7 protein-coding genes are annotated in these 14,315 nt (G+C 64.5%); 2 read left to right on the top strand and 5 right to left on the bottom strand.

What is annotated here, in order from left to right; translation table 11 throughout:
• The first annotated feature begins 106 nt into the window (after positions 1-106).
• Positions 107-6,820: an MBG domain-containing protein gene (locus tag ACEXKH_RS04040; RefSeq protein WP_373573176.1), complete on the top strand. Its 6,714-nt coding sequence runs from the start codon at positions 107-109 to the stop codon at positions 6,818-6,820.
• 334 nt (positions 6,821-7,154) lie between these two features.
• On the opposite strand, the gene ACEXKH_RS04035 is transcribed toward ACEXKH_RS04040, so the two are convergent.
• Together ACEXKH_RS04035 and ACEXKH_RS04030 are read right to left on the bottom strand one after the other, a co-directional pair.
• Entirely contained in the window at positions 7,155-7,859 is a 705-nt protein-coding gene (locus ACEXKH_RS04035; protein WP_373573175.1) for a transaldolase, read from the bottom strand.
• A gap of 205 nt (positions 7,860-8,064) precedes the next feature.
• Positions 8,065-8,892 (bottom strand): HAD-IIB family hydrolase, encoded by an 828-nt coding sequence (locus ACEXKH_RS04030; protein ID WP_373573174.1) that lies wholly within the window; start codon positions 8,890-8,892, stop codon positions 8,065-8,067.
• Between the two features lie 75 nt (positions 8,893-8,967).
• On the opposite strand from ACEXKH_RS04030, the gene rlmKL reads away from it, so the two are divergent.
• Positions 8,968-11,529: a bifunctional 23S rRNA (guanine(2069)-N(7))-methyltransferase RlmK/23S rRNA (guanine(2445)-N(2))-methyltransferase RlmL gene (rlmKL, locus tag ACEXKH_RS04025; RefSeq protein ID WP_373573173.1), complete on the top strand. Its 2,562-nt coding sequence runs from the start codon at positions 8,968-8,970 to the stop codon at positions 11,527-11,529.
• A 125-nt stretch (positions 11,530-11,654) separates the two neighbouring features.
• On the opposite strand, the gene ACEXKH_RS04020 is transcribed toward rlmKL, so the two are convergent.
• The 3 genes from ACEXKH_RS04020 to ACEXKH_RS04010 all read right to left on the bottom strand — a co-directional run bounded on the left by ACEXKH_RS04020 (position 11,655) and on the right by ACEXKH_RS04010 (position 14,305).
• The gene (locus ACEXKH_RS04020; protein ID WP_373573172.1) at positions 11,655-12,368 is read right to left on the bottom strand and encodes a response regulator; all 714 of its coding nucleotides are present in this window, start codon (positions 12,366-12,368) and stop codon (positions 11,655-11,657) included.
• A 4-nt stretch (positions 12,369-12,372) separates the two neighbouring features.
• Positions 12,373-13,998 (bottom strand): sensor histidine kinase, encoded by a 1,626-nt coding sequence (locus tag ACEXKH_RS04015; RefSeq protein ID WP_373573171.1) that lies wholly within the window; start codon positions 13,996-13,998, stop codon positions 12,373-12,375.
• A gap of 112 nt (positions 13,999-14,110) precedes the next feature.
• Positions 14,111-14,305 (bottom strand): hypothetical protein, encoded by a 195-nt coding sequence (locus ACEXKH_RS04010; protein WP_373573170.1) that lies wholly within the window; start codon positions 14,303-14,305, stop codon positions 14,111-14,113.
• Positions 14,306-14,315 lie beyond the last annotated feature (10 nt).

Here is a 14,315-nt window from a genome sequence, read left to right as displayed (position 1 = left end):
GCGCTGCCCCGGTTGACCGCACAAACGGCGCCGGGGCAATTTGTGATAAAGGAGCTGTTCCATGAAACGCTTACCGGCCACCCAAGGGCATCGAAGATCACGGGCAATGCTGTCCCTTACGCTCTGCTCTATCGCGGCGCTCTCGGCAACGCTCTTTGCGGGCACGCCGTCAACAAATGCCTATGCGGGCGAAACGGTGTCCCACGACCTTTACGCCAAAACGCAGCTCACACTCTCGCTCGACGTCGACAACAAGTACTACGACGGCAAAGAGCTTAAACCCGAGTACAAAGCAATCGACCCCACGACGGGCGATCCCGTGGAGGTCAAGGGCGAAGTATCGTACGTTAAGGTCACCGGCGCCGACGGCAAGAGCATCGAGCCCGAAAAACCGCTCGATGGAGCGCCTAAGGACGCCGGCACGTACCGTGTGACGTACACTGTGACCGGCACCGACAACTACCTGGGCGGAAGCATCTCGCAGGACGTGCGCATCTACCGTGCTTTGCCCAACCCCGAGTCGCCCGCGCTTGAGCCCATTAAGTTCCGCGAGGGCCTCAAGGCTTCCGAAGAGCCCTTCCCGGCGCAGCCCGAGGATGGAACGTGGTCATGGACAAGGCGTGTCGCAAACCAGGTTGTCGAGAAACCCGGTGTTGTCACCGCACTCGCCATGTTCACGCCCAATAACACCAACTATGCCGTTGTGTACCGCTACCTCACATTTGAGGCTTATAAGGATGCGCCCTCCGCGCTCAAGCGGCTCAAGCTGACCATCACGGCTAAGGACAAGACCTACGACGGCCAACCCTATAGCGACTCCCTTGTCACGACGACGGCCGTCGATGCCGAGACCGGCGAGCCCGTCGAGGTCAAAGGCAAGTTAACCTTCTACCGGGTCAAGAAAAACAACGATAGGGACGACCCTTGGTGGAACAACATCTTCAGCTCTGCCGGCGGCCACGAAGTGACATGGACGGTCGAGAGCACCGATGAATACCTAGGGGGCGAGGTCTCCACGCGCTTCCTGATCGAGCAGGCCCCGGCCCCGACCATCACCGTGAATGACGCTACCGGCACCTGGCACGGCAGCGAGCCTGCCTACACCTACACCGTCTCTGGTTTGATTCCCGCCGACGAGGGCAAGACCGTCCTCGCCAAGGGCACCAAGGCCGTGCTCGACCGGGACATCACGGGCGACAAGGGCTACCAGGATCTCGACGCCGGCGTCTACGCGGCCGCCATCACCGTCAAGGACCCGCAGCTCATTAGGAACGCAGGCGGCGACTGCTCCAACTATAAGAACGGCATCTTCGTCAAAGCGGGCACGCTCACCGTCGCGCCGGTGACGCCCACGGCCACCGTGACCGCCAAGAACAAGACCTATGACGGGACGCCCGCCGAGGTGACCGGCTCGATCACCGACCCGACCTCCGGGAAGAAGCTCGACAGCTCCTACACCCTCACCTATTACCGCAACAACGATGGCGAGCTCGAACCGCTCAACGCGGCGCCCGTCGACGCCGGCAGCTACACGGTCGTCATGAACGTGCCCGCCCGGACCAACTACAACGCGTGCGAGGCCCGCTGCGACTTCACCATCGCCAAGGCCGCGGCGCCCACGATCACCGTGAAGGACGCCAGCGGCACCTGGCGCGGCAGCGAGCCCAAATACGCCTATACCGTCTCCGGCCTGGTCGACGCCGATAAGGACAAGAACGTCCTCGCCGAGGGAACCAAGGCAGAGCTCGACCAGCACATCACCGGCGACAAGGGCTACAAGGATCTCGATGCCGGCGTCTACACGTCCGCCATCACCGTCAAGAACCCGCAGCTCAACAAGGATGCAGGTAGCAACTACGAGAACGGCATCACCGTCAAGGCGGGCACGCTCACCATCGCGCCCGTGACGCCCACGGCCACCGTGACCGCCACGGGCAAGACCTATGACGGGGCGCCCGCCGAGGTAACCTGCTCGATCACCGACCCGATCACCGGGGAGAAGCTCGACAGCGCCTACAGCCTCACCTATTACCGCAAGAAGGACGGTAAGCTCGCACAGCTCGACGGGGCACCCGTCGACGCCGGCAGCTACACGGTCGTCATGAACGCGCCCGCCCGGACCAACTACAACGCGTGCGAGGCCCGCTGCGAATTCACCATCGCCAAGGCCCCGGCACCGACCATCACCGCAAATGACGTCACCGTCACCTGGCGCGACGCCGAGCCCGCCTACACCTATACCGTCTCCGGCCTGGTTCCTGCCGATAAGGACAAGGACGTCCTCGCCAAGGGCACCAAGGCAGAGCTCGACCGGGGCGTCACGGGCGACAAGGGCTACCAGGGTCTCGATGCCGGCGTCTACGCGTCCGCCATCACCGTCAAGGACCCGCAGCTCAACAAGAGCGCGGGCGCCAACTATGAGAACGCCATCACCGTAATCGCGGGCACGCTCACCGTCTCCCCGCTGACGCCCAAGGCCGCCGTGGACGCCGCGGGCAAGACCTATGACGGGACGCCCGCCGAGGTCACCTGCTCGGTCATCGACCCGACCTCCGGGGAGAAGCTCGACAGCTCCTACAGCCTTACCTACTACCGCAACAGCGACGGCGAGCCCGAGGCGCTCGACGGGGCGCCCGTCGACGCCGGCAGCTACACGGTCGTCATGAACGTGCCCGCCCAGACCAACTACAGCGCCTGCGAGGCCCGCTGCGACTTCGCCATCGCCAAGGCCGCCGCGCCCACGATCTGCGTCGACAGCATCGTCGGCGCGATCGGTGCGGCAGAGCCCGCCTACACCTTTACAGTCGATGGCCTCAAGGGCAAGGACACTCGCGAAGGCGTCCTGGCGCCCGACACGGTAGTCCAGCTCGACACCACCAAGACCGATGGCAAGACCTATGCGGAGCTTGGCCTTGGTACCTACAAGGACGCCCTCACCGTTGTGGAGCCGCGCATGACGTCCGCCGGCAGCAACAACTACAAGTCCAACATCACCGTGAAGCCCGGCACGCTCACCGTTAAGTCCTTCCAGCTTGATCTGAGCGTCAAGGCCGTGTCCAAGACCTACGACGGCGATCCCGCCAAGGTGAGCTTTACCATCACCGAGCCCAACACGGGCAAGAAGTTTGACGCGAAGGGCACGCTTAGCTACGTTGCGCTTGCGGGTGATACGGCAACGCCGCTGGCTGAGGCGCCCACGGACGCCGGAACATACAAGGTTATCCTGACGGTTGAGGACACCGGCGGCTACCACGGTGGCACCGCCGAGGCTACGTTCAGCATCGATAAGGCCACGCCCACCCTCAAACTCGAAGCTACATCCAAGGTCTACGACGGCAATCCCGCCAAGATCACAACAAAGGTGCTCGGCGTTGACGACAAGGCGATCAAGGGCGCCGGCGCGCTCACCTTTGCTAGCGCCGAGGGCGAGGCCCTTGCCGAAAGCCCCGTTAACGCCGGAAGCTACACGGTCACGCTCTCCACAGCCGAGTCGACCAACTACCGCGCCGCCCAAACGTCGAAGGACTTCACCATCGCCAAGGCCGCAGCTCCGACCATCACCGTCAAGGACGCGAGCGTTGTCTTCGGCGAACCCGAGCCCGCTTACTCGTATGAGGCGAGCGGCCTTGCCGGCAACGACAATGCCGAGGACGTTATCGCGCAGGGCACGACCGCCGCGCTCGATTCCAAGCTCGACTACAGCGCGCTCGACGCTGGTGAGCACAAGGATGCCATCACCGTCGCAAACCCGCAGCTGAGCGAGAACGGCGCCATCAACTACGAAGCCAACATCAAGGTGGTGCCCGGCACGCTGACCATCGAGCCCGCCAACGTCACGGGTGCCATCGCGGTCGAGGACAAGACCTACGACGGCAAGCCCGTTGAGCCCGCGGTGGAGATCGCCAACGCCGCCGGCAAGAAGGTTAATGCCAGCCACGAGGTCAACTACTACCTGCTCGACGGCAAGGAGCGCACCGAGGACCTGGGCGCCGCCGCGCCCAAGAACGCGGGCAGCTATGAGGCCGTGCTCCGCGTGACCGACACGGTCAACTACCGCGCCGACGAGGCCTCGTGCACGTTCACCATCGCCAAGGCCCCGGCACCGACCATCACCGCAAATGACGTCACCGTCACCTGGCGCGACGCCGAGCCCGCCTACACCTATACCGTCTCCGGCCTGGTTCCTGCCGATAAGGACAAGGACGTCCTCGCCAAGGGCACCAAGGCAGAGCTCGACCGGGGCGTCACGGGCGACAAGGGCTACCAGGGTCTCGATGCCGGCGTCTACGCGTCCGCCATCACCGTCAAGGACCCGCAGCTCAACAAGAGCGCGGGCGCCAACTATGAGAACGCCATCACCGTAATCGCGGGCACGCTCACCGTCTCCCCGCTGACGCCCAAGGCCGCCGTGGACGCCGCGGGCAAGACCTATGACGGGACGCCCGCCGAGGTCACCTGCTCGGTCATCGACCCGACCTCCGGGGAGAAGCTCGACAGCTCCTACAGCCTTACCTACTACCGCAACAGCGACGGCGAGCCCGAGGCGCTCGACGGGGCGCCCGTCGACGCCGGCAGCTACACGGTCGTCATGAACGTGCCCGCCCAGACCAACTACGGCGCCTGCGAGGCCCGCTGCGACTTCGCCATCGCCAAGGCCGCGGCGCCCACCATCACCGTAAAGGACGCGAGCGTTGTCTTCGGCGAGCCCGAGCCCGCCTACTCGTTTAAGGTGAACGGCCTTGTCGGCGGGGACAAAGCCGAGGACGTTATCGCGCAGGGCACGACCGCCGCGCTCGATTCCAAGCTCGACTACGGCGCGCTCGACGCAGGCAAGCACAAAGATGCCATCACCGTCGCAAACCCGCAGCTGAGCGAGAACGGCGCCGTCAACTACGAAGCCAACATCAAGGTGGTGGCCGGCACGCTGACCATCGAGCCCGCCAATGTCACGGGCACCATCGCGGTCGAGGACAAGACCTACGACGGCAAGCCCGTTGAGCCCGCGGCGGAGATCGCCAACGCCGCCGGCAAGAAGGTTAATGCCAGCTACGAGGTCAACTACTACCTCCTCGACGGCGACGAGCGCTCCGAGGACCTGGGTGCCGCCGCGCCCAAGAACGCGGGCAGCTACGAGGCCGTGCTCCGCGTGACCGATACGGTCAACTACCGCGCCGATGAGGCCTCGTGCACGTTCACCATCGGCAAGGCCGCCGCGCCCACCATCACCGTGGAGGACGCCACCGGCACCTGGCGCGGCAGCGAGCCCAAATACGTCGTTACGGTCGAGGGACTCGCCGACGGCGAGACCGCCGATAGCGTCATCCAGTCGACTGCCGCCGCGCTCGACTTCCAGAAGATTTCCCAGGACACGGGAAGCGACGTGACGTCCTACGCCGACCTTGCTGTAGGCACATACGCAGACGCCATCACCGTCGCAAACGCACAGCTAACGGATGCCGGCAAGGTTAATTACCAGAGCGGCATCACCGTGATCCCCGGCACGCTCACGATCGAGGTGACGCCGCTCACGCTCAAGCTCGACGTGGCGTCCAAGACCTATGACGGCGCGCCCGTCGCTGCCGTCTGGTCGGTCGTTGACCCCTTAACGGGCAACGCGCTCAATGATCTCGGCACGCTCACCTACTACGAGATCGTCGACGGCGTGCCCACCAAGCTCAAGGAGGCTCCCACCAACGCAGGCACCTACCTGGCCGAGCTTTCCGCCAATGTCCCGGCCAGCTACACCGCCGAACCCGTCACGGCATCGTTCAGCATCTACCGGGCGACGCCCAACCCCGATACGCCCCAGCTCGACAACCTCGAGCTGCGCGACGGCCTGACCTTTGCGGACGTGACCATCCCCAACGACCCCAATGGATCCTGGAGTTGGGCCGACAGCACGTGCGCCATCACGGAAGCCGGCACCGAGAGCGGCCTTGCCATCTACACGCCTGTCGACATGCAGAACTTCTCCCGCACGACACGCGTGCTCAGCTTCAACGTTGTCGACGGCACCGAGCCTAGCCCTGAGCCCACGCCCGGAAAGCCCAAGCCCACGCTGACCATCGAGGTAACGTCCAAGGTCTACGACGGCGCGCCGGCGAGCATCACGACCGAAGTCCACGACGCCATGCCGATGAGCATCACGACCGAGGCCCGCGACAGCGCTACGGGCGCGGCCCCGACCGTAAACGGCACCCTCACCTATTTCGAGGTCACGGACGACAGCTTCACCAAACTGGACATGGCCCCCGTCAACGCTGGCCACTACGCCGTGCTCTTCGAGGTTGCCGAGACTGACGAGTACGCCGCCGGCAGCGTTACCACCATCTTCGACATCTACCGCGCCGCCCCCACGCCTCAGGCGGCACCGCACCCCGACCCGACGACCCCCGGCCCGACACTCCCCGACCTGCCGCTCACCGGCGCCCTCAAGCTCGGTGACCAGCAGCTCCCGGCAGACGATGAGGGCACCTGGGCCTGGGTTGCCCCCGAAACCGCACTCACGGCAACGGGCAACTACCGCTTCTTGGCGTGTTACACGCCCAACGACGCGCGCAACTACGCAAGCGTTTTTGGATGGTGGACGGTCAACGTCGTTGATGCCGCAGAACCGAACCCCGAGCCCACTCCGAGCCCGACGCCAAATCCTGCGGATCCCGGCAACACCAAGACCACCAAGACCGTTACGACCACGACGAGCACCGCATCCAAGATCCCCAACACGGGCGACCGCACGCTCGCTATCGTCGCGAGCTTGGGAATCGCCGGGGGCATCATCGTTGCAGCCGCGTTGATGTTCATCAAACGTCGCGCATAGCGCAGCGCAAACATCCTAGAGGGCGCCCCGGCCACACAGCCGTGGCGCCCTCTTTTTTGCGCGCAACGCAAAACGGCCCCGCCAAAAACGCATGGCGGGGCCGCGAAGCAAGGGTCCCCCTCTTCGCGACGTGCAAAATGGCGAGTTTTCAGCATTTCCCGGTGGCTCCGAGGCGTCTCTGGGGCTCCTCAGAGAGCCATAAAAGCAAAAACGGCCCCCGTTTTGGCGTTTTCAGAGCCAAAACGGGGGCCGTTCCGTGCCACGGGGACGATAACGAGGCCCCTCTTTGCTGAAAAGTCGCGTTTTTGCACGTCGCCGGAGGGGGTACCTTTGCTTACGGCAGGATATGGAAGCCCAGGGCGGCGATATCCTTGGCAAAACCGCGCACGGTGTCGAGCGAGACCTCGTACGGGTCACGGCCGATGTTCTTGCGCTTGGCCAGGATGCCGTTGGGCACCGTGATGATCTGGCAACCGCAGGCCTCTGCCTGGTAAATGTTGATGAGCTCACGCGTGGATGCCCACAGGACCTCGCAGTTGGGCTTGACGGCGGCCTTCTTGACCGACTCCGTCATAAACGGAATGGGATCGACACCGGTGTCGGCGATACGGCCGGCAAAGAGCGAGATGATAGACGGCGTCTCGGCGTCAACGGCCTCGACCATCTCGTCGACCTGCGCAGGGGTAAAGATGGTGGTGACGTTGACCTTGATGCCGTCGGCGGAAAGCTTGCGCACCAGCTCGGCGGTGGACTCGCCCTTGGTGGTCACGCACGGAATCTTGACGTAGACGTTCTCGGCCCAGGTAGCGATCTCGCGGGCCTCGACCTCCATGGTCTCGACGTCGTCGGCAAAGACCTCAAACGACACGGACACATCGGTAATGTGGGCCAGAACCTCCTTGGCAAACGCGCGGTAATCCGTCACGCCGCCCTTCTTCATAAGGGACGGGTTGGTCGTGAAACCCTGGACGTTGCCGTTCTCGTACATGTCGAGCATGCCCTCGAGGTTTGCACCGTCAGCGAACACCTTGATTGCCATCTGCCTGATTCCTTTCGTTTGCATACGGGCGTTGAGCTGCTAAACACTTTACCTACGTTTATCAAGGCGTGAACTGCGGTTTTTTATCTTCTCGGCGAACGGTATAAACACCTCAGCGTTTGAATTGATAAATCGATTAAGCATGTAAAACCCGTGAGCGGCGGGACGAAAAGCGCCAGAACGAAGGGGCAGAACGGCGAAATAATTAGATCAACCCAAAGTGGCGCATGGCGGTGACGGTGCCGTCGTTTGCGACGTCATCGGTCACGTAGTCGGCAACCGCCTTGACCTCGGGCATGGCGTTGCCCATGGCCACGGCCGTCTCGACGGCAGCGAGCATGCCCAGGTCGTTGCCCGAATCGCCAAAGCCAAAGGTGCGCCCGTTGCCAGTGCGGCCCAGATACTCAAGCGCTCGCGCCACGCCCACGCCCTTGTCGATGCCCTTGGGGCTCAGCTCGCGGTTCGAACCGCCGGTATTGCACAGCTCAAAGTTGCAATCGATAAAGCCGTCGTCGTTGGCCACGCGAGCCAGGTTGGGCGCGTTAAGGCACACCTTGCCCACGCGCAGACGACCGTCGATGCGCATCTCCTCGACACTGTGCACCACAGTGGCACCGATCAACGTCGACTGCTCGGCGCCCGCGGGCTCCAGCGCAAAGGTCGCAGCGTTGGCCTCGAAAAAGGCCTCGAACCCTGCCGCAACAATGCGACGCACGAGCTCCTCGACAATGTCCTCGTCAAAGCAATCCTCGTGCACCACGCGTCCCTCGACCTCGAGCGTAGCACCCGCCATGGCCACGATACCCGCGGGCTCCAGAGCGCGCAGGCCATCGGCAATCAGCCACAAGGGGCGGCCCGTGCAGATAAACGCCTTGTGCCCCGCATCGCGCAGGCGATGAAACGCCTCGATGACCGCGCGCGAGGGACGCACCGCCGAAAAGTCCTTATCGGTCATGTTGTCGGGGTCGAACGACGTCAGCGTGCCGTCCACGTCAAAAAACAACACAGCGGAATCGGGGCACGCATCAATCATATGGGTTCCTTTCGAGGGCGATGGCAAGCGGAGCATCCATCATATAATGGAGCGACGCAATCAGAGAGGTCACCCATGGAATTTTATGCAAGCTGCCCCGAGGGCTTTGAGTCCGCACTCGCCGACGAGCTTAAACGGCTCGGGCTTTCGCATGTCCGCCGCCTTAAGGGCCGCGCCACGTTTGAGGGCGAGCTTGAGCAAGGCTACCGCGCGTGCCTGTGGTCGCGCCTGGCCAGCCGTGTGTTTGTGGTGCTCGGGCGCTTTGAGGCGCAGGATGCCGACGAGCTGTACGACGGCGTTTACGACATTGCCTGGGAAAACATCGTCCGCCCCGGCGCCACGATTGCCATCACCGCCCGCGGCGTGACCGAGCAGCTGCGCAACACGCGCTTCTCGGCCCTGCGCGCCAAGGACGCACTGTGCGACCGCCTGGCCGAGACCACAGGCCGCCGCGCCGATGTCGATGCCGCCGACCCCGACGTCCACCTGCTGCTTTCGCTGCGCCAGCGCCGCGCGAGCATAAGCCTGGATCTTTCGGGCGATCCGCTGTTCAAGCGCCTGCCGCCTGCCGCGACCCGCGCCGGCGAGGGCACGCACGTGCTGCGCCCCGACTACGCCGCCCTGGTGCTGGCGCAGGTCGGCTGGACCGCGCTGTGCGAGCGTGAGCTGACGGCCGACGACTACGAAAACGAGGCCCTGCCCACGCTGATCGACGCCTCGTGCGCCGGCGGCGGCCTGCTGCTAGAGGCCGTGAACATCCTGACCGATCGCGCCCCGGGCACCGCGCGCGAGCGCTGGGGCTTTGAGGGTTGGCAGCTGCATGACGCCGCCCTCTGGGAGCAGCTGCTTGCCGAGGCACGCGAGCGCGAGACGGCAGCGCGCGAGCGCCAGGCGCGCATCGTGGCCGTGGACATCGACCCCGCCGCCCGCAAGACCGCCGAGCGCATGGTCAAGTGCGCCGGCTACAGGCGCTTTGTCGACTTTTGCGCCGCCAAGCCCGCCACCGTGCTGGACCACGCGGGCGCTGTCGCCGGCGCCGCCCTGGTCGCAGACACCACCGAGACCCCGCTCTCGCTCATGCACGACGCCATGACGCTGGTCGGCGAGCTGCGCCGCGCGCCCGAACTTGCCTCGGCGCCGGTCGCCGCGCTCACCCGCGACGGCCTTATGGCCCGCGCGCTCCACGCCGAGCCCGCGCGCTCCATCGCCGTCATGCCCAACAACGAAGAGGCAACTATCGAGGTATGGCCCTCACTCGACCGCGCTGCCGCAGCATTCGAAGCTGCGACCAGCGCGGACGCCGAGAACCAGACCGCCGCGCATGCCGAGGACGAAGCCACCAACACCCCCATGCCCGAACCTGCCGCCACACTCGACCTGGGCGACGGCAAGCCGCTGCCCGTGCTCATCCCCGAGTCCGAGCAGTTCGCCAACCGCCTGCGCAAGAACGCCCGCCTGCGTCGCAAGTGGGCAAAGCGCGAGGGCGTGAGCTGCTACCGCGTCTACGATGCCGACCTGCCCGACTACTCCGCCGCCATCGACCTGTACGAGGGTTGCCCGCAGACGCCGGGCCGCTGGCTCGTCATCGCCGAATATGCCGCACCCAAGACCATCGACCCGGCACTGGCCCAGGCCCGTATGCTCGACATCTTGGCCATCGCGCCGCGCATCCTGGATGTTCCGGCCGAACACGTGCACACCAAAGCCCGTATGCGTTCGCGCGGCGGCTCGCAGTACGGCAAGCAGGGCGCCGGCAAGGGCGGCTCGGGCGAGCGCGCCAATATCGCGCGCCGTCGCCTGCCGCTCATCGAGGAGGGCGGCCTGACCTTTGCCGTCAACTTTGACGACTACCTGGACGTGGGCATCTTCTTGGACCACCGCGTCACGCGCAACCTGGTGCGCGAGCACGCCAAGCAGGCGCGCCGCTTCCTCAACCTGTTCGCCTACACCGGCACCGCCACCTGCTATGCGGCCGACGGCGGCGTCGAGGAGACCGTGACGGTCGACCTCTCCAACACCTACCTGGACTGGGCCGAGCGCAACATGCGCCAGAACGGCTTTGTGGGGCCGCAGCATCACTTTGTGCGCGACGACGTGCTCGCCTGGATTCGCGACCAGCGGCAGACGCGCAATCGCTGGGACCTGATCTTTGTCGACCCGCCCACGTTTTCGAACTCGTCCAAGATGGGCCGCCGCACCTGGGATGTTCAGCGCGACCATGTTGAGCTTTTGGCCGGCGTATCGCGCCTGCTCGCACAGGGTGGCCATGCCATCTTTAGCTGCAACCTGCGCGGCTTCCGCCCCGAGACGCGCAAGCTCGCGCGCGCGGGCGTCGTGCTGGAGGACATTACGGCGCAGACCATCCCCGAGGACTTCGCGCGCAACCAGAAGGTGCATCATTGCTATATCGTGCGCCGTCTGCCCATCGAGGACGCCATGGCCGAAGTCGGCTTTAGTGCCGAGGAAATTGCCGAGCGAACCGAGGAGCTGCGCAGCCCCGAGGCCCGCAAGCCCCGCGCAGCAGCGCCCGTGCACGCGCAGGCCGGCGACCGAGGGCCACGCGGCGACGGCAAGTCTGCCTTAGCAGGCAAGCCCAAAAAGAAGAAGTTCTACGCCAGCAAGCCCAAGGGCAAGTAACGCAAGTAACAAAAATGCGGTGGAATAGTTCCCAGACGGCCTCATCAAAGGCCAAAACGGGAACTATTCCACCGCGACTCATATAAAGGGGCCGCGCTCCGTCCTGCCCCTGACCGCGTTCTGCCCTACCCCTGGGTGACCAATCGGTAGCCGATGCCCACGTGCGTTTGGATATAGCGCGGATGTGCGGGGTCGGACTCAATCTTTTTGCGCAGCGTGCCCATAAAGACGCGCAGGCTCGCCAGATCGCTCTTGGTCGCCGTACCCCAAATCTCGTGCAAAATAAACTGGTGCGTCAGCACCTTGTCGGCGTTGTGTGCCAGCAAGCAGAGCAACTTGTACTCGATCGGCGTCAGGTGCAGCTCCTCGCCGTCCATCGTGGCGATGCCGGCGTCAAAGTCGATATGCAGCTCACCAGTATCGAACGAGCCCTCGGAGGCAACGCCGCCCATTTGCGCATACGAAAGACGCCTGAGCGTCGTGCGAATGCGCGCGAGCAGCTCCTCGACCGAAAACGGCTTGGTCAGGTAGTCGTCGGCACCGGCATCGAGTGCGCGAATCTTGTCCGCGTCCTCGCTGCGCGCCGAGACCACAATGATCGGCATGCCCGACCATGCGCGCACCGACTCCACCACCTTGACGCCATCCATATCGGGCAGGCCCAGATCGAGCAGCACAATGCTCGGTGCCTGCGACGAGGCAGCGGCGATAGCGGCATGGGCGGTCTCCACAGCCATATGGCGCAGGCCGTGCGCCTCGAGCGCGGCAACGATAAGGTTGCGAACGGCGGGATCGTCCTCAACGACCAAGATGAGCGGTTTTACGGCAGAGTTCGGCACGGCGCTACTCCTTATCAAACGAAACATCGGCGACGGGAAGCTCAATCGTAAAGACCGAGCCGTGCGGGTCCGCCGCGGCAACCTCTATGCTACCGCCATGCGCCAACGCAATGGAGCGGCAGAGCGAAAGTCCCAGGCCCACGCTGCGGTGGCTATCGGCAAGACCGTGGTTGGCAGTGTAGAACGACTCAAAGATTCGCTCGCGGTCCTCGGGCGCAATGCCCGGCCCGTCATCGGCCACCGAGCACGTCACGTGCCCATCATCGACGCCAATCGAAATCACGATATGCGAGCCTGCGGGCGTATAGGTGATGGCATTGTTCACCAGGTTCACCACGAGCTGCACCATCAGACGCGCGTCGACGTTAACGAGCGCCGGTTCATCGCACGCCACCACCTTAAGGTCGTGCTCGCGCACGGCCGGACTTACGTGGCGCAGCGCCTCCTCGACGATATCGTCCATGAGCTCGAGCGTAGTCGACAGATGCATGCCGCCGCCCTCGAGCTTGGTGATGGCAAGCAGGTTCTCGACGGTGGCGTTGAGCCACAGCGCATCCGAGCGAATGGACAGGAGCAGGCCGCGGCGCGTCTGGGCATCGAGCACCGCGGTGCCGGTCGAGCCCTGATCGAGCAGCACGTCGGCATTGCCCGAAATACTGGTGAGCGGCGTACGCAGATCGTGTGAGATGGAGCGTAGCAGGTTGGCGCGCAGCTGCTCGTTTTTGGCGAGCACCGCCGCCTCCTCGCGGGCCTCCATGGCGCGGGCGCGATCGAGTGCCAGCTCGCCTTCGCTCACGATGGCATCGGCAAGTGCCCGCTCCTCATGCGTCAGCACGTCGGGCTCGGCAACGATAGCCAGCACGCCCACCACCGAGGCGGGGTCGCCCGAGCGCACGAAGCCGTCGCCCGCGCGAACCGTCAGGTAGATGCCATAAAACGCCGAGCCGCCATAGGTGGCATCGAGCGGCGTTCCCACATAGGCGGACGCCGAGAGCCGCGGCGGCATCTGCGGCGCCAGCTCGTGCACCGGCGCGGCATCGCCCACGGCCGTGTATGTCGCACGCGGCAGCAGGTCATCGCCCTCGGCGTCGGCGCCGTACCACACGACCGGACGGCCCGAAAGACGCGCCAGCTGCGTGGCCATAGCGTGAACGATCTGCTGTTCGTCGGCGCAGCGCTGCAACATGCGGTTGGTCTCGAGCACCATATGCGTGCGGCGGTCGCTGGCGGCAGCCTGTGCCAAGGCGCGGCGCAGGGCCAGCGCAATGGAGCTCGACACGAGCGACACCGCAAACATGATAAAGAACATGCCGGGATAGACGCGGTCGATAAGCGACAGCGAGTAGCGCGGGTCGACAAACAAGAAGTTGTAGAGCGCCACGGCGGCAGCCGAGCTCAGCAAGCAATACAGGCGACTCCAGGTAAAGAATGCGCACAGCTGAACGGCGAACACATAGACGATCATGATGCTCGGCGCGAGACCCGGATGGTCGAGCAGCGCGCCCGCAATCGTCGCCGCGACCAGCAGCCCCACCGATACGCAGGCGTCATACAGAGGAGTGCGGCGCGTCAGCGTTGTACGCCGCCACCAAAAGCTATCGGCAATATCGCCGTCCGTACGGACGTCCATCAGCGCCCCGCCCCTCTCTCAAAAACAAAAACCACCACAAAGGGGACAGGCACCTTTGTGGTGGTTTCCCTTGTGGTGGTTCCAAGTGTATAGCCTTTGCAGCCTGCGGTCGTTAGACAAACAGCACGTGCGCGAGCAGGGCGCACACGCACGCCGCGACAAACACCAATGCCACGATCGAAATCACGCGATCGGCCATGTCCATGTTGGCACGATTCGTAAAGAACCGATCTTCGGCGGCGTCGACGCGCGCCTCACGCACCAGCTCGGTCGCAAGATCGCGACCGTCAAGCACCTTTGCATCCATGGTTTCCTCC

The sequence above is a fragment of the Collinsella aerofaciens ATCC 25986 genome, from assembly GCF_964259375.1.
GTDB lineage: Bacteria > Actinomycetota > Coriobacteriia > Coriobacteriales > Coriobacteriaceae > Collinsella > Collinsella aerofaciens_BO.
This window is presented reverse-complemented; position numbering and strand designations above follow the sequence as displayed.

What these genes read in the sequence shown, in the direction of transcription:
- ACEXKH_RS04015 (WP_373573171.1), bottom strand. Translation starts at nt 13,998, where the DNA reads ATGGACGTCCGTACGGACGGCGATATTGCCGATAGCTTTTGGTGGCGG.
- ACEXKH_RS04030 (WP_373573174.1), bottom strand. Translation starts at nt 8,892, where the DNA reads ATGATTGATGCGTGCCCCGATTCCGCTGTGTTGTTTTTTGACGTGGAC.
- ACEXKH_RS04040 (WP_373573176.1), top strand. Translation starts at nt 107, where the DNA reads ATGCTGTCCCTTACGCTCTGCTCTATCGCGGCGCTCTCGGCAACGCTC.
- rlmKL (WP_373573173.1), top strand. Translation starts at nt 8,968, where the DNA reads ATGGAATTTTATGCAAGCTGCCCCGAGGGCTTTGAGTCCGCACTCGCC.
- ACEXKH_RS04010 (WP_373573170.1), bottom strand. Translation starts at nt 14,305, where the DNA reads ATGGATGCAAAGGTGCTTGACGGTCGCGATCTTGCGACCGAGCTGGTG.
- ACEXKH_RS04035 (WP_373573175.1), bottom strand. Translation starts at nt 7,859, where the DNA reads ATGGCAATCAAGGTGTTCGCTGACGGTGCAAACCTCGAGGGCATGCTC.